Origin of the sequence: Microbacterium daqui (assembly GCF_050408675.1) — a bacterium.
Lineage (GTDB): Bacteria > Actinomycetota > Actinomycetes > Actinomycetales > Microbacteriaceae > Microbacterium.
Map to the genome: position 1 here is coordinate 60047 of NZ_JBNTKF010000007.1, position 19768 is coordinate 79814.

At 62.6% G+C, this 19768-nt stretch carries 15 protein-coding genes and 2 riboswitches; of the genes, 5 read left to right on the top strand and 10 right to left on the bottom strand.

Annotated features, from left to right (window positions below; all coding sequences use genetic code 11):
- Nucleotides 1-103: 103 nt before the first annotated feature.
- Nucleotides 104-1864 (bottom strand): ABC transporter ATP-binding protein, encoded by a 1761-nt coding sequence (locus ACQUSY_RS06410; RefSeq protein WP_428903681.1) that lies wholly within the window; start codon nt 1862-1864, stop codon nt 104-106.
- Nucleotides 1865-1908: 44 nt separating this feature from the next.
- Between ACQUSY_RS06410 and ACQUSY_RS06415 the strand changes: the two genes are divergently transcribed.
- The gene (locus tag ACQUSY_RS06415; protein WP_428903682.1) at nt 1909-2514 is read left to right on the top strand and encodes a PH domain-containing protein; all 606 of its coding nucleotides are present in this window, start codon (nt 1909-1911) and stop codon (nt 2512-2514) included.
- Nucleotides 2515-2525: 11 nt separating this feature from the next.
- Here ACQUSY_RS06415 and ACQUSY_RS06420 read toward each other — a convergent pair whose 3' ends face one another.
- The 3 genes from ACQUSY_RS06420 to ACQUSY_RS06430 form a co-directional block, all read right to left on the bottom strand.
- Complete coding sequence (locus tag ACQUSY_RS06420) at nt 2526-3623, bottom strand: ABC transporter permease (RefSeq protein WP_428903683.1); 1098 nt, start codon at nt 3621-3623, stop codon at nt 2526-2528.
- Nucleotides 3623-5158 (bottom strand): ABC transporter permease, encoded by a 1536-nt coding sequence (locus ACQUSY_RS06425; RefSeq protein WP_428903684.1) that lies wholly within the window; start codon nt 5156-5158, stop codon nt 3623-3625. Before ACQUSY_RS06425 ends, ACQUSY_RS06420 begins: the two co-directional genes overlap by 1 nt.
- A 175-nt stretch (nt 5159-5333) precedes the next feature.
- A complete protein-coding gene (locus ACQUSY_RS06430) occupies nt 5334-7136 on the bottom strand; it encodes an ABC transporter family substrate-binding protein (RefSeq protein ID WP_428903685.1) in 1803 nt (600 codons plus the stop codon).
- Nucleotides 7137-7455: 319 nt separating this feature from the next.
- On the opposite strand from ACQUSY_RS06430, the gene ACQUSY_RS06435 reads away from it, so the two are divergent.
- A complete protein-coding gene (locus ACQUSY_RS06435; RefSeq protein ID WP_428903686.1) occupies nt 7456-8238 on the top strand; it encodes a CPBP family intramembrane glutamic endopeptidase in 783 nt (260 codons plus the stop codon).
- 127 nt (nt 8239-8365) lie between these two features.
- Here ACQUSY_RS06435 and gcvP read toward each other — a convergent pair whose 3' ends face one another.
- Genes gcvP through gcvT form a run of 3 tightly spaced genes read right to left on the bottom strand, consistent with a single transcriptional unit; the run spans nt 8366 to nt 12725 of the window.
- Nucleotides 8366-11197 carry an aminomethyl-transferring glycine dehydrogenase gene (gene gcvP, locus ACQUSY_RS06440; protein ID WP_428903764.1) on the bottom strand — a complete coding sequence of 944 codons (2832 nt, stop codon included), beginning with the start codon at nt 11195-11197 and terminating at the stop codon, nt 8366-8368.
- Between the two features lie 56 nt (nt 11198-11253).
- On the bottom strand, nt 11254-11622 hold the full coding sequence (gcvH, locus tag ACQUSY_RS06445) for a glycine cleavage system protein GcvH (RefSeq protein WP_428903687.1): 369 nt from the start codon (nt 11620-11622) through the stop codon (nt 11254-11256).
- Nucleotides 11619-12725, bottom strand: coding sequence for a glycine cleavage system aminomethyltransferase GcvT (gene gcvT / locus ACQUSY_RS06450; RefSeq protein WP_428903688.1), 1107 nt, complete (start codon nt 12723-12725; stop codon nt 11619-11621). Before gcvT ends, gcvH begins: the two co-directional genes overlap by 4 nt.
- A gap of 47 nt (nt 12726-12772) precedes the next feature.
- A riboswitch (glycine riboswitch) is annotated at nt 12773-12856 on the bottom strand.
- A 1-nt stretch (nt 12857) separates the two neighbouring features.
- Nucleotides 12858-12943: riboswitch (glycine riboswitch) on the bottom strand.
- A 95-nt stretch (nt 12944-13038) separates the two neighbouring features.
- On the opposite strand from gcvT, the gene ACQUSY_RS06455 reads away from it, so the two are divergent.
- Nucleotides 13039-14025, top strand: a complete 987-nt coding sequence (locus tag ACQUSY_RS06455) for a glycosyltransferase family 2 protein (protein ID WP_428903689.1) — start codon at nt 13039-13041, stop codon at nt 14023-14025.
- A gap of 92 nt (nt 14026-14117) precedes the next feature.
- Here ACQUSY_RS06455 and ACQUSY_RS06460 read toward each other — a convergent pair whose 3' ends face one another.
- Nucleotides 14118-16202 (bottom strand): ABC transporter ATP-binding protein, encoded by a 2085-nt coding sequence (locus ACQUSY_RS06460; protein WP_428903765.1) that lies wholly within the window; start codon nt 16200-16202, stop codon nt 14118-14120.
- A gap of 71 nt (nt 16203-16273) precedes the next feature.
- Nucleotides 16274-16411, bottom strand: a complete 138-nt coding sequence (locus ACQUSY_RS06465) for a DUF1345 domain-containing protein (RefSeq protein WP_428903766.1) — start codon at nt 16409-16411, stop codon at nt 16274-16276.
- 315 nt (nt 16412-16726) lie between these two features.
- Here ACQUSY_RS06465 and ACQUSY_RS06470 point away from each other — a divergent pair, with 315 nt between their 5' ends.
- The gene (locus tag ACQUSY_RS06470) at nt 16727-18247 is read left to right on the top strand and encodes a DHA2 family efflux MFS transporter permease subunit (protein ID WP_428903690.1); all 1521 of its coding nucleotides are present in this window, start codon (nt 16727-16729) and stop codon (nt 18245-18247) included.
- A gap of 67 nt (nt 18248-18314) precedes the next feature.
- Here the strand turns inward: ACQUSY_RS06470 and ACQUSY_RS06475 are convergent, their stop codons facing one another.
- Nucleotides 18315-18440 carry a hypothetical protein gene (locus ACQUSY_RS06475; RefSeq protein WP_302180714.1) on the bottom strand — a complete coding sequence of 42 codons (126 nt, stop codon included), beginning with the start codon at nt 18438-18440 and terminating at the stop codon, nt 18315-18317.
- A gap of 175 nt (nt 18441-18615) precedes the next feature.
- Between ACQUSY_RS06475 and ACQUSY_RS06480 the strand changes: the two genes are divergently transcribed.
- Entirely contained in the window at nt 18616-19761 is a 1146-nt protein-coding gene (locus ACQUSY_RS06480) for an AI-2E family transporter (protein WP_428903691.1), read from the top strand.
- Nucleotides 19762-19768: the final 7 nt, after the last annotated feature.

Here is a 19768-nt window from a genome sequence, read left to right on the forward strand (position 1 = left end):
TGCCCGGAATCGGGCCTATCTATCTTACACGCTTACAGAAAAGCCCCCGACGATCGGGCGATCGTCGGGGGCTTTGACAGGTTTCTCAGCCGCGCCGGACCCGTTAGCTGACTTCCTGTGATGCCAGCAGGGCGGCGCGAGCATCGCGGCGCACCTTCTGCTCCTCCGGGTCCGGAACCGGAATCGCAGCGATGAGACGCTGCGTGTACGGGTCCTGCGGAGCGTTCAGCACCTGAGCCGTGGGGCCCTGCTCAACAATCGAGCCGTGGTTCATCACGATCAAGCGGTCCGAGAGCGAGTCAACAACCGCGAGGTCGTGGCTAATGAACAGGCAGGCGAAGCCGAGTTCGTTCTGGAGAGCGCGCAGCAGCTTAAGCACCGTCGCCTGCACCGAAACGTCGAGCGCCGAGGTGGGCTCGTCGGCGATCAGCAACTTAGGCTCGAGCGAGAGCGCGCGGGCAATACCAACACGCTGCTTCTGACCACCCGACAGCTCGTGCGGGTAGCGGTTGCGGTAGGAGCGCGGCAGTTCAACGGCGTCAAGAAGTTCTTGCACCTTGATGTCGAGCGCGCGACCCTTTGCGACACCGGCCAGCAGCATCGGCTCACCGATGGACTGACCGATCGGCAGACGCGGGTTGAGCGACGACGACGGGTCTTGGAAGACGATACCGACGTCCTTGTGCACTTCGTGCAGCAGACGACGGTTGGCGTTCGAGATGTCGTGACCGACAACCGAGGCTTGCCCCTCGGCGATCGGCAGCAAGCCGATAGCCGCGCGGCCCATGGTGGACTTACCGGAGCCCGACTCACCAACGAGGCCGGTGACCTCGCCGGGGTAGATCGTGAACGATGCGTGCTCGACGGCGCGGAAGGCAGGCACGCGGCCCTTCTTCGGGTAGTCGATCGCAACGTCCTTGAACTCGAGCACCGGAGCGCCCTTGGACGCACGCTCAGCGTCTTCCGCAGCGGCCGCCTCGGCGATACGAATGGCCGAGGTGTCACCGCGGAGTGCGGCGGTGGTGTCGATGCGCTGTTCACCATCGAGACCCGCGCCCAGACGCGGCACGGCAGCCAGCAGCTGCTGTGTGTAAGGGTGCTGCGGGTTCGCGAACACTTCTTGCGTGGTTCCGCGCTCCACAATCTCACCCTTACGCATGACGACGATGTCGTCGGCGAGGTCAGCAACCACACCCATGTCGTGGGTGATGAGGAGGATTGCAGCATCAACGCGGTGACGCAAGTCGCGCATCAGGTCGAGGATTTCAGCCTGCACCGTTACGTCGAGCGCCGTCGTCGGCTCATCAGCAATCAGCAGCTTCGGATCGCAGGAAATCGACTGCGCGATCATCGCGCGCTGACGCTGACCACCAGAGAGCTGGTGTGGGTAGGAGTTGAACGCCTTAAGCGGGTCAGGCAGGTCAACCATGTCGAGCAGTTCGAGAGCGCGCGTCTTGGCCGCACTCGGCGTCATACCGAAGTGCATACGCAGCGTCTCAATGATCTGGAAGCCGACCGTGAAGACCGGGTTCAGCGCCGTCATCGGCTCCTGGAAGATCACGGCAATTTCGCGACCACGAATGCGGCGAAGGTCGTCGCCCTTGAGCGACAGAATCTCGCGGCCATCGAGGCGAGCGGAACCAGTGACGCGCGCGTTCTTGGGAAGCAGACCCAGGAGCGACATCGAGCTGACCGACTTGCCGGATCCGGATTCACCCACGATCGCGAGTGCTTCTCCGGGGCGCACGCTGTAGGTCAGCTTCTTAGCTGCCGGCACCCAATAGTTGTCAACGGCGAAGTCAACGGAGAGTCCGTCGACTTCCAAAAGGGGGGCGCCTTCGCGACGCTTTCGTTCTTCTGGCATGTTCATCGTGTGTTCCTCACCATACGAGAGGGGAAAATAGAAGTGTGAAGAGCAACGAGACGACCGTCCATTCCCGATTCAACCGCATCGTGACGGTGATCCTGTGGGTGTTGAGCGTCGTGCTCGTAGTGATCGCGGCCAGTAGCGGCGATTCGCGCCTGACGTGGGTTTACCCCACCGGCCTCTTCCTGGTGGCTTATGCGTACTTCGCGCTGTGGCGTCCGAATGTCACGGTGAGCGACGAGGGTGTGCTGATCCAAAACGTGACGCACCATATCTTCGTGCCGTGGGTGGCACTCATTCTGGTGGACACGAAGCATGCGCTTACCCTCTACACGCCGGGAAAGAAGTTCGCGGCGTGGTCGGCTCCGGCGCCCGGTCTCGTCACGGCGTACACGGCCGGCCGCCGAGCCGCGAACCGCGAGACGCGCGCTGCGGGCGAACGCCCGCGTCACGCAGATCTCATCGGAACCGACTCGGGCGACGCGGCCATTGTCATCCGTGAGCGCTGGGAGAAGCTGAAGAACGCGAACCAGATCGCCATTGGCGAGGCTGGCGAGGTCACGGTTCGACGCAACATCGAACCGCTCCCCCTGCTCGTTCTTACCGTACTCGCCGCGGGAATCGTGGCGGGCTTCTTCTTCAGCTAACCGGGTCATCGTCAGTGTCCTTCGCGGCGCTCCACGTCGGCTCGAGTGTCTGAGGCACTCGGGCCGCCCGGTACATCCATAGAGACCGCCGTCGTCGGCGTAGGCGCATCCTGCGGAAGCTCCTTCACGCGACGGAAGATCACGTTCTTCTGACGCGGGTCAAAGGCATCACGCAGACCATCACCAACGAAGTTGACGAGCAGCGAGAGCAGCACAATGAAGACGGCTGGCCACCAGAAGAGCCACGGACGAGTCTGGAACGCAGACTCGTTGCGGCTGATGAGGCTACCGAGTGATACGTCGGGCGCCTGAATACCGTAGCCAAGGAACGACAGCGACGTCTCCAGCAGGATGGCTGCCGCAATGGCGAGCGTTGCTGAAACGATGACGATACCCATGGCGTTGGGCAGGATGTGCTTGAAGATGATGCGCGCATCCGAGGCACCGGCAACGCGTGCCGCCTCAACGAATTCACGCTCACGCAGCGACAAGAACTCAGCACGAACGAGTCGAGCCATACCGGTCCAAGCGAAGAAGCCGAGGAACAGTGCGAGCACGACCGGGCCGAGGGCACCCATGGCGGAACCAACCACCGCACCGATCACGATGATCGGGATGATGATGACGATGTCGGTCAGACGCATCAGCACGGCGTCCACCCAGCCGCGGTAGTAACCCGCAACGGCACCAACGACGATTCCGATGAAGGTTGCGACAAGACCGAGGATGAACATGACGACCGTGGAGTTCACGACGCCACGCATGACCATCGCGAAATAGTCCTTACCGACGGTGTCCTGACCGAACGGGTGGTCACCGAGGGAGAACGGCCACAGCTGCAGCGTTGGGCGCCCCTGCTCCACCGGGGGAAGCAGTTCTGTGTACGTCCACTTCCACCAGCCCTGAATGCCAAAGGCACCCGAAGCACTGACCGCAAAGCCAATAACGAGAATCAGCAAAACAAAGCTGATCATGGCGGGCTTGTGACCAACGAACCGCTTGAATACAAGCCGTCCTTGGCTGATGCCCTGGTCTTCGCCGATGTTGCGAATGGTTTCTGTCGGCGCGGGTCCGGTTTGTGCCGGTACGCCGGGTTCGATATTAGCCATTATTTTGCCCTCACTCGCGGGTCAAGCGCCGAGTAGGCGAGGTCTGCCAAGAAGTTGAACAGGATGGCGAAGATCGCAATGATCAGGAAGTACGCCATCACCGGGTTCGGGTCGGATTCGTCAAGACCCTTACTGAACAGGGCACCCATACCACTGAACGCGAAGATGCGCTCGGTGATGATGGCTCCACCCAGGATCGCTCCCACGTCGGCAGCAACAATGGTCGTGATCGGAATCAGCGAGTTGCGGAATGCGTGGCGAACCACGACCGTCCGCTCCGGCAGACCCTTCGCACGCGCGGTGCGAATGTAGTCCTGGTTCAGCGTCTCCAGCATGCCACCACGTGCGTATCGGGTGTAGCCGGCGAACGAGATCAGCATGAGCGAAATCGTTGGCAACAACAGATGCGTGAACGTGTCGATGCCATGAATCCAGAAGTCACCCTGCAGGTTCGGCGTCGATGATCCCACCGTCGCGATGGGGCGTCCGCGCGAAAGCGAAACGTATTCCGGCCAACGGGTCATGAACTGATCCAACAGGATAACGCCGTAGCCGAGCAGAGCGGTCAGCACACCGATGCGCGCTGCCTGTCCGCGGTCGTGCTCGCCCAGCAGATAACCAACAACGCCACCCACGACACCGAGACCGACGGCGATTCCGACGACACCGATTCCGGTGACGCTCGGAAGTATCGGCATCAGCACGAAGTAGGCGACGATCAGGATGCCTGCGGTGACACCAGCCGTCTTCCACGCGTAGTTCGCGCGGGATCCGGCGATCAGCATCACCATTCCGGCACCAATGGCAGCGATGAGCAGCGGAGCGAGGATTGGGCCCAGACCCGGGTTCATGAACCACTGGGTCACGCCCATACCGTACAGCATGGCTCCGGTGACGAGCGTTGACGCGACAAAAACGGTGAGGCGACGTTGCCTCTTACCGCCTATGATCGCCTGCCAGAAGAGGCCGGCAACGAGCGCGCCAATGATGATGACAGGCCAACTGATGAATGGCCCCGCCTGAAGCCAGTTGTTGAAGCCGATCGCCAGGAACACCTTGAGCACGACAGCCATGAGGAACGACGGCAGTGAGTACAGGAAGAAGCTCACAAAGGTAAACGTGTAGTCCACGGCACTGTACTGACGAAGCGCCGAGATGATGCCAACCATGATGCCGAGGATGATGGCAAGAATCGTGGCTGCGGTCACAAGCTGAAGCGTGGAACCCATGGCGCGTCCGAGAAGGACCGCGACCGACTGATTGCTGATCGTGACACCCAGATCACAAGCGAGCAGTCCGGGAGCGACGCACTGGACGGCGCCGCCGACCCAGTTGAGCCAACGCACCGGAATCGGGTCATCAAGACCCAGCCACTGGATACGCTGCGCAATGAGCATTTCCTTGTTGGCTTGGCTGCTCGTGCGGAGATCTTCCAGCGGATCGCGTGCCAACGCAACGAGCGTGTACATAAGGAAGGACGCGGCGAGGATGATCAGGATCGAAACCCCGATTCGCCGCAAGATGTAGCTAGTCAATGGGCTGTCCCTTCATGGAGACAAACGGTATGAGGCATGTGCCCTGCGCAACGAGAGCACTTGTGGTGCGTCGTCGCTGTTGCCGATACCGGGGGAATGGAAATCAACGCACAAGCCAGGGGGCGTCGGAATTCCGACGCCCCCTGCTTGTATGTGTTAGTCGAAGGCGAGGGGCTTAGTTAGCCGCTGCCGTCCACTCCCAGTAGTTCCAGATCGGACCGGTCTGGTTAGCCATGTAGGTAACGCCCGATACGCGGTCCGAGTGTGCGATGACACCCGGGCTCTGGAACAGCGGCAGACCGTAGTAGTTGTCGAACAGAAGCTTGTCGACCTTCTGACCGATCTCTACGATGCCAGCGTCGTCCGTCTGAACCATGATCTGCGAAGCGAGCTCGTCGATCTCAGGAACGCTGATGCCGTTGTAGTTACCGCCACCATTGGTCGCGAAGATCTGCGGGATCGAGACGTTACCGACACCCGGGGAGATCCAACCGAAGATGGAGACGTCGTAGACGTCGCTACCGAGCATCGAGCCCCACTTAGCGTCACCGACGTTCTCAACAACGAAGCCGGCCTCAGTTGCCTTAGCCGAGATTGCCTCGAATGCCGCAACACGGTTCGGGTTGTTGATGTTGTACAGGATGCGGACCGTCGGGGTCTTGCCTGCGAGCAGAGCCTTTGCACCCTCAACGTCAACGTCAGCGTATGCCGACGAGCCGTTGTTCTTAGCGGAGTCTTCGTAGACCTTGCCTTGCGAGGTCACGTAGACCTGCGAGTTCAGAACGGTTGCTTCGGGGTTGATCGGCTTGATCAGCGTGTCAACGATCTGCTGACGCGGGATGACCTTCATGAAAGCTTCGCGAACCGTGGGGTCAGCGAACTCGCCCTTGAAGTTGATGTCAACGTGGTCGTACGACAGCTGGTCGCCCGTGAGAACCGTTGCGGTCGGGATGGCTTGCAGTGCCGTCAGCGTGTCGGTAGCAGCCTGCGGGTTGATGATGTCAACCTCGCCGTTCTGCAGTGCCGAAACCTGTGCCTGCGAGTCACCGATGAAGCGGAAGACGAGCGAGGAGTACGCGGGCTTCAGCGTGCCCTTGTAGTTCTCGTTGACCTTCAGCGTCATCGACTGCGTGGGCTCCCACGAGTCAACGATGAACGGGCCGTTCGAGAGGTACAGCGACGGGTCGTCCGGCAGCGACGTTGCGTCGAATGCCGAGTTGAAGACCTCTGCTGCCTTGACGAGGGGCTCGATCGGAGCGGCCGGAGCTGCTGTGTCGCCCTTCTTGCCGTCGGTGATGGCGCCGACGATCTCATCAACCGTGACGCCAGCCTTCTCGGCGACGACGTGAACCGGCTGCTCGAGGAGCCAAACGAGGTTCCAGTCAACGAACGGGGTGTCGTACTCGATGGTGAGCGACAGCTTGTCGTCGCTCACTTCGGTGATCTTCGAGTCGCGGATGCCCTCGGTGGAACCAGCGATCGTGAAGTACTGCGTACCGGAGGTGACGTTGCCTTCAGCGTCGAACGATGCATCGTCGAAGTAGCCCGACTCAACAGCCCAACCGAAGACGAGGTCGTCGGTGTCGATAGCGTCGCCGTCAGACCACTCGAGGCCCTTGTTCAGGGTGTACTTGACCGTCAGCGGGTCGTCCGAAACCTTCTCGTAGGTTCCGAAGCCCTCGTTGGGAACAATCTCGAGCTTGTCGTTGACGTAACCGAACGTGTCGTGAGTTGCGTAGCTCAGCTTCGAGTTGATGTCGAGGTTTGCCTGCGGGGTGTTGACGTTGAACGACGTCACCTCGTTGGCCTCAGCCAGCGTGATCGTTGCGTCAACGACCTCACCCGAACCGGTGCCTTCAGACGGCTTCGTCGAGGGGTCAGTTGCTCCGGGCGTGGTGCAACCAGCGAGGATCAGGGCAGAGAAGCCCAGACCCGCGGTGGTTGCTAGGGCGCGCTTGCGCCATGTCTTGTTAGACACTATTTCCTCCTGTGCAAGGGGTCTTTGTGCACCAGGAATCTGATTGAAACCTGGGACACGGATAGGGAAACATTAAGCGCGCCAGGTGGGCATGGTCAAAACGTCACGCGAAAACGTTACATACCCTTAACTCAACTGAGGGGTTTGCTCACAAACTGCACGTTCGTTCCGGAGTCGCTGAGTCTTCGGTTGGGCAAGTTGCGTGGCACCGCCATTGATTCGGGCGGAAATGCCGAGCGCCGCACTGCCATCAGGCGGTGCAGGCAGGGATCTCCCATATGTGGTCGTACGGCGTAGTGTATGCGGCAGAATGAGCATGATGTCCGCCCCGTTTTCGCCCGCAGCCAGCCCCGTGTCACGAACCCGCCTGGTCTGGGAAGTCGTAATTGTGCTGTGCCTGTCACTCGGGCGGTCGGCGCTGTACTCCACGATCTCGCTCGTGCGGTCGTTGCTTAACCCCACCCCCATTAGCGACCAAACGGCGCAACTCAATCCCTCACGCGACGACCACGCCGTCTGGGACGTGATTTACGGCCTCCTGGACGTGTTCTTCGACCTCGCCATCGTGGCGCTCGTAATCTACCTGCTCTGGGAACCCGGCCAGTCTGCACTCCGCAAGATCGGCCTCGACTTCTCACGCATTGGTTCCGATCTTCTGCGCGCTCTCGCCGTGGGTGCCGCCATCGGTATCCCGGGCCTCGGGCTGTACCTCGCGGGTCGTGCTGCCGGCATGACGATCGCGGTACAGGCGTCGGAGGGTATCGCCTGGTATTTGATTCCCGTCCTCCTGCTGTCGGCCGCGCGTGCCGGACTGCTCGAAGAGGTCATTCTGTTGGGATACCTCGGCGACCGCCTCCGCCGGCTCGGGTGGGGTACGTGGGCCATCATTCTGTCGGCGGCAGCACTGCGCGGTTTGTACCACTCCTACCAGGGCGTGCCCGCAATCTTCGGAAACTTTGTCATGGGCATCGTGTTCGGCTGGGCCCACCAACGCTGGGGCCGCGTCATGCCGCTCGTGATCGCGCACACCCTCATCGACATCGTGGCCTTCGTCGGCTACCCCCTCGCCGCTGCCCTCTGGCCCACCCTCTTCACCGCGTAACTCTCCCCTCGGTTCCGCTCTCCTGGTGCGGAACCACGGGGCGGAACCACGGGTGCAGCGGGGGTCGCGGGGGACGCGAAAGGGGTGGGGCCGCAGTGCGGCGCCCACCCCTTTCGTGTGCGAGAGATTAGCCGAGGTCGGCGAAGGCCTCGATCGGCGGGCACGCGCAGACCAGGTTGCGGTCTCCGAATGCCTGGTCGATGCGACGCACCGGCGGCCAATACTTCGTGCGGATCAGCGACGACACCGGGTAGACGGCGACATCGCGGGTGTAGGGGTGAGCCCACTCCCCTGCGATGACCGACTGTGCGGTGTGCGGTGCGTTGGCGAGCGGGTTATCTTCCGCAGGCCACGTGCCAGCCTTGACCTCTTGAGCCTCACCGTGAATCGCGATCATCGCATCGATGAAACGATCGATCTCGACGATGTCTTCCGACTCGGTCGGCTCAACCATGAGGGTTCCGGCAACCGGGAACGACATGGTCGGTGCGTGGAAACCGTAGTCGATGAGACGCTTAGCCACATCGTCAACGGTGACGCCGGTGTCGTCCTTGAGGGGACGAAGGTCGAGGATGCACTCGTGTGCGACGAGTCCGCCCTCACCCGAGTACAGCACCGGGTAGTACTCACGCAGACGCGCGGCAACGTAGTTTGCCGACAGCACGGCCGCAGCCGTTGCGTCACGGAGGCCCGCGGCGCCCATCATGCGCACGTACGCCCACGAGATCGGCAGCACACCGCTCGAACCGTACGGTGCGGCCGAAACCGGGCCACCAGCGAAGACGTAGCCGCCAGCGTGCTCCGCGCGCTGTGCGAGCGGGTGCGACGGCAGGTACGGCGCGAGATGCGCCTTCGCTGCCACGGGACCCACACCGGGGCCGCCACCGCCGTGCGGGATGGCAAACGTCTTGTGCAGGTTGAGGTGCGACACGTCGCCACCCAGGTCGCCGAAGCGCGAGTAGCCGAGCAGGGCGTTGAGGTTGGCGCCGTCGATGTAGACCTGGCCACCGGCCGCGTGAACGGCAGCGGTGATGTCGAGCACGTCTTGCTCGTACACACCGTGCGTCGACGGATAGGTGATCATGAGGGCCGACAGCGTGTCAGCGTGCTTCTCAATCTTGGCGCGCAGGTCGTCAAGATCAACGTCACCCGACTCGGTGGTCGCGACAACGACAACCTTCATGCCCGCGAGCACAGCCGAGGCTGCGTTCGTGCCGTGAGCCGACGATGGGATGAGGCAAATGTCGCGCGCCGTGTCGCCGTTAGCCAGGTGGTAACCGCGAATAGCCAGCAGACCTGACAGCTCACCCTGCGAACCAGCGTTCGGCTGCAGCGAGACGGCATCGTAACCGGTGACATCAGCGAGCCAGCCCTCGAGCTGCGTGATGAGCTCCAGGTAGCCCTCAACGTCAGAGACGGGAGCGAACGGGTGAATGCCCGCGAACTCCGGCCACGTGATGGCAGCCATCTCGGTCGTCGCGTTGAGCTTCATCGTGCAGGAGCCGAGCGGAATCATGCCGCGGTCCAGCGCGTAGTCGCGGTCAGCGAGCTGCTTGAGGTAGCGCATCATGGCGGTCTCAGAGTGGTGCACGTTGAAGACCGGGTGCGTCAGGAAGTCATCCGTACGACGCAGCGCGTCGGGGAGCTTGCCGATTTCCAGCGCAGCCAGACCAAACGCACCGGGAGCCTCAACGCCGAAGAAGCCAGCCACAGCGGCCAGGTCAGCGAGCGTCGTGGTCTCGTCGGTCGACACCGAGATGGTGTCGGCGTCAACGAGGTGCAGCAGGTATCCACCGTTGTGTGCGGCAGCGACGATGTCGGCTGCGCGACCCGGAACCTTGATGGTCACGGTGTCGAAGAACGACTCGTGGGCAATCTCGAGTCCGCCAGCAACGACGTTCTTCGCGAGTTGCGACGCCATCTGCGCGGTGCGGGTTGCGATTGCGCGCAGCCCGTTCGGACCGTGGTAGACCGCGTACATCGACGCCATAACGGCCAGCAGTACCTGCGCGGTGCAGATGTTGCTCGTCGCCTTCTCACGGCGAATGTGCTGCTCGCGCGTCTGCAGCGACAGGCGGTAGGCCGGGTGGCCAGACGCATCCTGCGAGACACCGACGAGACGGCCGGGAAGCTGACGCTCCAGGCCCGCACGAACGGCCATGTAGCCCGCGTGCGGACCACCAAACGCCATCGGCACGCCAAAACGCTGCGTGGTTCCGACGGCGACGTCTGCGCCGAGCGAGCCGGGCGAGGCCAGCAGCGTCAGGCTCAGCAGGTCAGCGGCGACAACGGCAAGGCCGCCAGCCGCGTGCACAGTCTCGATAACTTTCGACGGGTCCCATACGAGGCCCGTGGCACTCGGGTACTGCACGAACACGCCAAACAGCGCCTCGGGCAGAGCCTCGCCACCGGCAAGGTCAACCTCGACGAGCTCGACACCGACGGCTGCGGCACGCGTTGCCAGCAGCGCCTTCGTCTGCGGGAAAGCGCCCGAGTCCACGACGAACACCGGCGACGTCACCTTCGAAGCACGACGTGCGAGCAGCATGCCTTCAGCGGCGGCACTGCCCTCATCGAGCATCGACGCGTTGGCCGTCTGCATGCCGCTGAGCTCCGAGACCATGGTCTGGAAGTTGATCAGCGCCTCGAGGCGGCCCTGCGAGATCTCCGGCTGGTACGGCGTGTATGCGGTGTACCACGACGGGTTCTCCAGCACATTGCGCTGGATCACCGACGGGGTCAGCGTGCCGTAGTAGCCGAGGCCGATCATGGCCTTGTTGACGGTGTTGCGCGATGCCAGCGCACGAAGCTCGGCGAGTGCCTCCGCTTCGCTTGCAGCCTCAGGGAGCACATCCGAGGTTCCGCGATTCGCAAAAATCGACGTCGGAACCGCGCGACGCATCAGGGCGTCAAGCGGACGCTCCCCTGCTTCAGCAGTGATGCCAACGGCATCGAGCATGACCGCCTGGGTCTCGCTCGTGGTGCCGATGTGGCGGTCAGCAAAAATCGTCACGCTTATGCTCCGGTGAGCGCTGCGTAGGCGTCAGCGTCCATCGTTCCGGCGATTTCGCCCTCGAAACGAACCTTGATCAGCCAGCCCTGACCAAACGGGTCAGCGTTGACCAGGTCAGGCTGGTCGACGACGGCGTCGTTGATCTCGATGACCTCGCCGGCGACGGGAGCGTACAGCTCACCGACCGACTTGGTGGACTCGATCTCGCCGACAACGGTGGCTGCCGTGATGGTGGAACCAACAGCGGGGAGTTCGACGAAGACAACGTCGCCGAGCTGCTCAGCTGCGTAGTCGGTGATACCGATCGTGGCGACGTCTCCGTCGACAGCGATCCACTCGTGCTCTTCGGTGTACTTCAGGTCAGCGGTCATGAGTTTCTCCGATAGAAGGGAAGGGTGGTGATGGTTGCGGGAATGCGGGTGCCCCGCACGTCAATGGTCAAATCCGTTGCTTCGGCGGCGCTCGGGTGCACGAGGGCCATCGCGATCGGGTAGCCGAGCGTCGGGCTCAGCGCGCCGGACGTGACTTCGCCGACCTGGGTGTCGCCCTGGAAGACGCCGTAGCCGGCGCGGCCCGCGCGGCGACCCTCAGCCGAGAGTGCGATGAGCACAGGAGCGTCCGTGACGTCGCGGGCGGCGAGGCCCTCCTTACCAACGAAGGATTCCTTCGCGGCGACGACAACACGGCCGAGGCCGGACTGCGACGGAACCGTCTCGCGGCTCAGTTCGTGACCGTACAGCGGCATGCCGGCCTCGAGGCGCAGCGTGTCGCGGGCGGCAAGACCGGCGGGCACGAGGCCGCGGTCGGCACCGGCGGCGAGCACGGCGTCCCACAGCTCGCCTGCGGCGGAGTTCGGAACCAGGAGCTCGAAGCCGTCTTCACCGGTGTAACCGGTGCGGGCGATGAACACCGGAACGTCGCCGAAGTCGCCTTCGGTCCACGTGTAGTAAGCGGAGTCAGCGAGTGGCGTCGCGGTGATGACGAGCTCGGTCATCGACTCGAGAATCGCCACCGACTCCGGGCCCTGCACGGCGATGAGCGCGACATCGTCGGAGATGTCGGACAGCTCAAGCGCGAAGTCGCCAATGCGCTCGTTGAGGGCGACAGCAACGGCGTCGTGGTTGCCAGCGTTCGAGATGATCAAGAAGCGCTCGTCTGCCATGCGGTAAACGATGAGGTCATCGATGATGCCGCCGTCTTCGGCAAGCAACAGCGAGTACTTCGCCTTGCCCACGGCCATCGCCGACAGGCGACCAGCGAGCGCGTAATCGAGGTATGCGGCAGAGTCAGCACCATCAACGATGAACTCGGCCATGTGCGAAATGTCGAACAGACCTGCCGACTCGCGCACCGCCTTGTGCTCTGCAAGGTCTGACGTGTAGCGGACGGGCATCATCCAGCCGCCGAAGTCCGTGAAGGAAGCGCCCAGCGCTTCGTGACGGTCTTTCAGCGGAGTGAAGCGGTTCTCTGACATCTCTCTCCTGACAATGGGTCGCCAGGGCACCGGTCGGTACCCCAGACTCCCCCTCTGTCATGAGCCTGAGAGTTTCACGCGTGCGCGCTTTCACCGTCGGCGGATCCCAGCGGGATCGCTTTTCAGAGTGACCAGACCTTCGCGGTACGCGGACCTGAGAGATTGGCGGGGAGGCTTGCTCCTTCGGTGTCCGTGGTGGACTCTCCCGCGCGGGCCATGGGTCGTGTTCGATTGTGGCTCCAGCATACCGGTAACCGTCCGGGTTCCGTGAGCCGCAGGCGACCCCAGCACCAACCTTCGGCCATAGGATCAGATGGTGTCCTCTGCCGTTGTCACCGTGATCGTCGCTGGCCGCGATATTGCGACACTCGCACCCGCCGCCCTCGACTCTCTGCTCGCGCAAACTGAGCCGCGGTTCCGCGCCGTTCTAATCGACGACGGATCGATCGATGAAACCGGTGCGATCTTTCGCCGCTACGCCGATACTGACGCGCGGTTCCACGCCATCCGGCACCCGGATTCGCTCGGGCTCGGCGCTGCCCGCAACCACGGGCTGTCGCTCGTTGACACCGAGTACGTCGCGTTCTTAGATGCCGATGATGTGATGCGCCCCGAGGCGCTCGAACACATGGTCGCGAGCCTCGAATCGTCGGGTAGCGAGATGGCTGTCGGAACCTACGTGCGGCTTCGTGAGGTTGACGGTGCGTGGGTGTGTGGTGACGTACAGCCGTGGGTGCGCGCGTCGGTAACGCCAGCTCGCGCTGGTGTCACACTCACCGACCACCCCGCGGTTGTTGGCAATATCGTGGCGTGGTCGAAGGTCAGCCGCCACGCCCTGTGGACGCGCACTGGCGTGCGTTTTCCCGAAAGCGTGCTGTACGAAGACCAGGTTGTCGCCCAGCGACTGTATGCGGCTGCGCAGGGCATTGATCTGCTCGATGAGGTCGTCGTGGAGTGGCGCATTCGTAACGACGGCTCGAGCATCACGCAGCGTGAGGCAGACCCTCGCGTGCTCGCCGATTGCGTTGAGCAAATGGCGGCGGGGCTGGATGTTCTCCGCGAGACCTCGGCTGAAGCGACTGCGGCACGCACGACGCAGATTCGCCGCATGGATCTCCCCCGCCTGGCCGGCATCTTTGACCTGGCGCCCGAGTCGCGAGCACTCCTCGGCACGTTCGCACGCACACTCAAGCCGACGGCCGAAGACCGCGCACTCCTCACGCAGTCACCGGCGAACCCGAACAATCCCGACGCACCGATGATCGGTGAGGTGTACGACCGCGTTGTCGCGTGGGTCTGACGCCGCGGCCCACAATTCTCCGGGCGATGCCGGTCTGATTCGCACGTGCGCGTCGCCCAATGCTGGCACGCCGCATTCGCGGTCACCGCACGCTACTGCGGGTCGACTCTGATGGTTCCAGTGTCGAGGTCTCCGGTGGCTTCAGCGTCGGTACGCCCACCGGGCCGGGGCGCTATGAAGCCGAGCGCGGCACCAAAGGTGGCACCGGCCGTCGCCTCAGCGCCAGGCTCGGCGGACGCGTCAGGCGCGCGATCGGCGCGGCGGCCCGCGACCTTGCCGACAACGCCCAGCGGCTCGTCGTCATCCAAAATGCGCGACGCCGCAATCTGCTGCGCCGCCAGCTCGGCGTAGAGACCACCCTGCGCGATCAGCTCACTGTGCGTGCCCGATTCAACGATGAGACCCGCCTGAATGACGTGAATGACGTCGGCGTGAATCACAGTCGATAGCCGGTGCGCGATCGACAGCGTGGTGCGCCCACGCGACGCCTCATCAAGCGCCTCTTGCACGACGCGCTCAGAGACGGTGTCGAGCGCGCTCGTTGCCTCGTCCAACAGAATCACCGGCGGGTCTTTCAAGAGAACACGCGCAATGGCAATGCGCTGCTTTTCGCCCCCGGACAGACGATAGCCACGCTCCCCTACGACCGTGTCGTAGCCGTGCTCGAAACTCTCGATAACGTGGTGAATGTTGGCCGCTCGGCACGCCTCTTCGACGTCGGCGTCGCTGGCGTCGGGCTTCGCGTACCGCAGGTTCTCGCGAATCGTCGCGTGAAAGAGATACGTCTCCTGCGACACGATGCCGACGTGGTCGATGATCGAATCCTGGATGAGCTCGCGCACGTCGGCACCAGAGAACATAACGGGACCAGCGGTCGCCTCATAGAAGCGGGGGGCCAGATACAGCACAGTGGATTTACCCGCACCACTCGGCCCCACAAACGCGACGTGCTGGCCGGGCTCAGCAACGAAAGAGATACCGCGCAGCGTTGGCGCGAGGTCTTCCGAGGCGTCTGGATACCGAAACTGCACATCCTGAAATTCGATGCGCCCTATTGGGCCGGGCGCCTCGGCGACCGTGATGGCGTCGGGCGCATCGGTGATCGCGGGCTTGAGATCGAGGTACTCAAAAATGCGCGCGAACACGGCAGACGACGTCTGAATGTCGAGCGCGACGCGCATGAGCCCCATGAGCGGTTGCAACAACCGCGCCTGCACCGTCGTGAACGCCACAATGGTTCCGGCGGTAATAACCCCAGACCCACCGGTCAGGAGCCACCCGGCGACGAGGTAAACGACCGCGGGCACACTGGCCATCAACACCTGAACGACCGTGAAAAAGCCTTGGCCGCTCATCGCGCGCTTGACCTGCAATCGCACCTGGTTGCTGTTTTCTGCGCGATAACGGTCGCTCTCGGTGCGCTCCCGATTGAACGACTTCGAGAGCAGAATGCCCGAGACGCTCAGCGTCTCTTGCGTGATCGCACTCAGCTCGCTCAGCGACTCCTGCGTCTGCCCCGCAATGCGGGCACGCACCTGCCCGACACGACGCTGCACGAGCGCCAGAATCGGCATCAGCACGACGGCGAGAAGCGTGAGTCGCCAGTCGATCAGAATCATGGCGACGAGCGATGCGATCACCGTCACGGTATTGCCGAGAATGCTCGTGACGGTGTTCGTCAGCACGCCGCTGACGGCACCCACGTCGTTCTGCAGGCGCGACTGAATGACGCCTGTCTTGGTGCGGGTGAAAAAGCCCAGCTCCATCGACTGCAGGTGCTGAAATAGGCTCACTCTCAAGTCACCCGTGACGGCGTTACCGACGGTCGACGTGAACCATGTTTGGGCAACCCCGACGAGCGCGCCCAAAATGAACAACCCCACCATCGCGGCCACCAGAATGCCCAGCAGCGTCATGTCAGGGTGCCCAGCTGGCGGAAACAGTGCGTCGTCGAAGATCCGTTGAATGATGAGCGGCGGAATCACGCCAATGCCGGCACCGATAACCACGAGCAGCATCGTGACGGTAATGCGCCCCCGATATGGCCGAAACAGCGAGAAGATGCGGCCACGCAACCCCGCGATACGAGGTGCGTTCGCGTTCTCCTGTCGCTGTGCTTGCGCGTCGACCCCACGGAACGCGCCGCCACCACCGCCGCGCCCCATACCGCCACCCATACTCATGCAATGACCCTATCGAGGGGTTCAGACACGAGTGGCGGAACCACAAAACAAGTCATGCAGATCACTCAGCCCAGAGCGGAAATCAGGTTGATGACGGTGGCGAGGATCATGGCACCGAAGAGATACCCCAAGAGCGACTGCACCACGATCGCGCGGCGAAACTGCGTCGTCCGGATGTCGGTGTCTGCGATTTGGTATGTCAGCCCGACGCCAAAAGAAACATCACAAGCGCCGCAACGACGCCACCGATGACGAGCCCGGCGACAAGCCTCCACCACCGTGAGGAACGATTCATGCGCAGCACTTTCAATGCGACGACGAAAATCCTGACGTAAAGTTGCCCTTCTGCCCTTTTTCGCCGTGTGTGTGCGCTCATCATGGCACGACACAATTTCGACCCCGGATGTGGGAACAGAATTCGTTTCACATTCGTTGGAGCACGATAGCCCCCGACCACTGTCTGACCCTCGTCTGATACTGGCCTCAGCCCACTCCGGGCGACTTTCTTGGAGAAAAATATGACTTCCCCGACAACGGGACCAGTGACGACCATGTCGCCACGCGATACGCGCTTGATCGCGCTGCTGCTCGGTGCGGCGTTTGTCGCGATCTTGAACGAAACCACGATGGGTGTGGCGATTAAGCACCTCATCGACGACCTCGGCATTCTCGCGACCGACGCCCAGTGGCTCACCACGGCGTTCATGCTCACGATGGCCGTCGTCATTCCGATGACCGGCTTCATGCTGCAGCGTCTGACCACCCGCCAGGTGTTCCTGCTGGCAATGGGGTTGTTCACCGCCGGTACGACGATCGCTTTCCTCGCGCTCGGCTTCGAAATGCTGCTCGTCGCTCGCGTCGTGCAGGCTTCGGGTACGGCCATCATGATGCCGCTGCTCATGACCACGACGATGTCCCTGGTGCCGCCGGCATCGCGCGGCCGCTTCATGGGTCGCGTCAGCATCGTGATGTCGCTCGCACCAGCCATCGGCCCGACAATGGCCGGTTTCATCCTTGACGCGTGGGGCTGGCGCTGGGTGTTCGGTGTCGTGCTGCCGATCGCAATTATCGCGCTGCTCGCCGGCGCCAAGTTCATGATCAACACCGGCACCCCGTCGAAGGCACCGCTCGATGTGTTGAGCGTCATTCTGTCGGCATTGGCTTTCGGTGGCCTCGTCTACGGCGTGAGCCAGGTGGGTGGCGCACACCCAGATCCGACGGCGTCGCCCGCTGAGATCGCTGCCGCGCAGGCAGCTTCCACGTTGACGATGACGATCGCGCTGTCGGTCGGTGGCGTCGCGCTCGCGCTGTTCATTTGGCGCCAGATTTCACTCCAGCGCGTCAACGATGCTCTCCTCGATCTCCGCGTCTTCCTGTCGAAGAACTTCTCGATCGCAACCGTCATGATGCTGTTGCTCTCGCTCGGCTTCTTCGGCGCGCTCACCGTACTGCCGCTGTACCTGCAGGGTGTTGCGACGTTTGATGCGAAGCAGACCGGCCTCATGATGCTCCCGGGCGCCATCGCGATGGGTCTGCTCGGTCCGGTCATCGGTCGCATTTATGACGCTGTCGGCCCGCGCGTGCTCATGGTTCCCGGCACGATGCTGACGAGCGCCGTGCTGTGGTTCTACGCGACCGCGCTCACGCCGAGCACCCAGGCGTGGGTCATCGTCGTGGCACAGACGCTCCTGTCGATCGGTTTGGCTATGGCCTTCACACCGCTGTTCACGTCGGCGCTCGGCTCGCTCAAGCGCCAGTATTATTCGCACGGCTCTGCCATCATCTCGACGATTCAGCAGGTGGCTGGTGCCGCGGGTGTTGCCGTGCTCATCACCGTCATGACTGCCGTGACGTCGTCGGCTATGGAGTCGGGAGTTGCGGAACCCTTGGCTGGTGCCGAAGGCACGCGCACGGCCTTCCTGTTGGCGGCATTCATTTCGATTCCGATCGTTGTGCTGGCCTTCCTGGTGCGCAAGCCCGCCGACGATGTTGACGCGATGCCCGCCTCAGAACCCGAGCCGCTCACTCAACCGCTCTAAGACACAACGAAAGCGGTGGGTCACCCTCACGGGTGACCCGCCGCTTTTCGTTTATCGACGCTGGCGCTTAACCGCAGCAGTTACTGCCGCCGCAGCAGGAGCCGCCAGCTTCAGTCTCGATGTTCAGCAGGTTCAGTGCGTCCGCAACGGGAGCCAGAGGCTGAACCGGCGTCGCAGGAGTAGGAGTCGTCATGGGGCAATCGTAACCCGACCGCACCCGCACGGGGGCCGTTTGCACATCACAACATCACCACGTCGCAAGCACCGCATTGCGCTACCCTGGCGTGACGGAATGCGCTGATCACCGGCCCGCTTCGTAAACCCAGGTCGCAAACACCACGCCGACCTCCGGAATAGACAGGACCCTCATGCGCAAGCGCTCCGAGACGCCGCCGCAGCCCAGTGTTGCTCATCAGATTCTGAGCGGAAAGCATCGAGTGAAGCCGTTCGTCTGGGGCTTCTTGGCAACGCTCGGTGTTATCGCGGCGCTCGTGCTCGGTGGCATCGTCGGGCAGCTCGGCACCGTTCTGCTCTACATCGGCATCGCGTTGTTCATCTCGCTCGGCCTTGACCCGATCGTCTCGGCGATGGAACGCAAGATTCCTCGTCCCGCAGCCATCGCCGCCGTGGTGCTCGGAGTGATCGCCGTGTTCGCTGGCATCCTGATCGCCATCATCCCGGTCATCGTCGAACAAATCGCAAACCTCGCGAACTCACTACCCGATTTGGTCGACGACATCATGTCTGCGGATTGGTACAAGAAAATTGAGAAAGATTATGGCGAGCAAATCGTCTCGGGGTTGAACGATGCGCTGAAGTTCTTCCAAGACCCGCAGAACATTCTCAGCCTACTCGGCGGCGTGACCGCCGTCACCGGTGGCATCGCCTCGGGTGTCACTGGCGTCATCATCGTGCTGATTCTCACGCTGTACTTCATCGCTTCGCTCCGCACCATGAAGAAGACGGCAGCACGCTTCGTGCCGGCGTATAACCGCGAACGGTTCTCCGGTCTCGTCGAAGACGTCTCTGGCGCGGTTGGGCGCTACGTTGTCGGCCAAGCGAGCCTAGCCGCGATCAACGGCGTGCTGACCCTCATTCTCATGCTCATCATTGGCGCCCCGATGCCTGCGCTACTTGCCCTCATCGCCTTTATTGGTTCCATGATCCCCATGGTCGGAACGCTGTCGGCCGCCATCGTCATATCGCTCATTTGCCTCCTCGCCTCGCCCCTCACGGCGATTGTCGCCGGGATTTGGTACCTCATCTACATGCAGATTGAGGCATACATCCTGAGCCCGCGCATCATGAATAAAGCGGTGTCGATTCCCGGCGCGCTCGTCGTTATCGCGGCCGTCGGCGGTGCCGCAATCGGTCAGGTGCTCGGTGCGCTCGTCGCGGTTCCGGTGGCCGCAAGCATTCTAATCATCGTGCAAAAAGTCGTCTTCCCAGCACAAGACGAGAAGGTTGTCGACCCCGACGAAGAGCCCATCGCCGCGCCGATAGTCACGGCGTAAGGCCACA

Coding starts and splice junctions, on each gene's coding strand:
- gcvP (WP_428903764.1), bottom strand. CDS start 11,197: ATGCTCGATGCCGTTGGCATCACTGCTGAAGCAGGGGAGCGTCCGCTT.
- ACQUSY_RS06460 (WP_428903765.1), bottom strand. CDS start 16,202: ATGGGTGGCGGTATGGGGCGCGGCGGTGGTGGCGGCGCGTTCCGTGGG.
- ACQUSY_RS06470 (WP_428903690.1), top strand. CDS start 16,727: ATGACTTCCCCGACAACGGGACCAGTGACGACCATGTCGCCACGCGAT.
- ACQUSY_RS06410 (WP_428903681.1), bottom strand. CDS start 1,864: ATGCCAGAAGAACGAAAGCGTCGCGAAGGCGCCCCCCTTTTGGAAGTC.
- ACQUSY_RS06455 (WP_428903689.1), top strand. CDS start 13,039: ATGGTGTCCTCTGCCGTTGTCACCGTGATCGTCGCTGGCCGCGATATT.
- gcvT (WP_428903688.1), bottom strand. CDS start 12,725: ATGTCAGAGAACCGCTTCACTCCGCTGAAAGACCGTCACGAAGCGCTG.
- gcvH (WP_428903687.1), bottom strand. CDS start 11,622: ATGACCGCTGACCTGAAGTACACCGAAGAGCACGAGTGGATCGCTGTC.
- ACQUSY_RS06420 (WP_428903683.1), bottom strand. CDS start 3,623: ATGGCTAATATCGAACCCGGCGTACCGGCACAAACCGGACCCGCGCCG.
- ACQUSY_RS06480 (WP_428903691.1), top strand. CDS start 18,616: ATGCGCAAGCGCTCCGAGACGCCGCCGCAGCCCAGTGTTGCTCATCAG.
- ACQUSY_RS06475 (WP_302180714.1), bottom strand. CDS start 18,440: ATGACGACTCCTACTCCTGCGACGCCGGTTCAGCCTCTGGCTCCCGTT.
- ACQUSY_RS06435 (WP_428903686.1), top strand. CDS start 7,456: ATGTCCGCCCCGTTTTCGCCCGCAGCCAGCCCCGTGTCACGAACCCGC.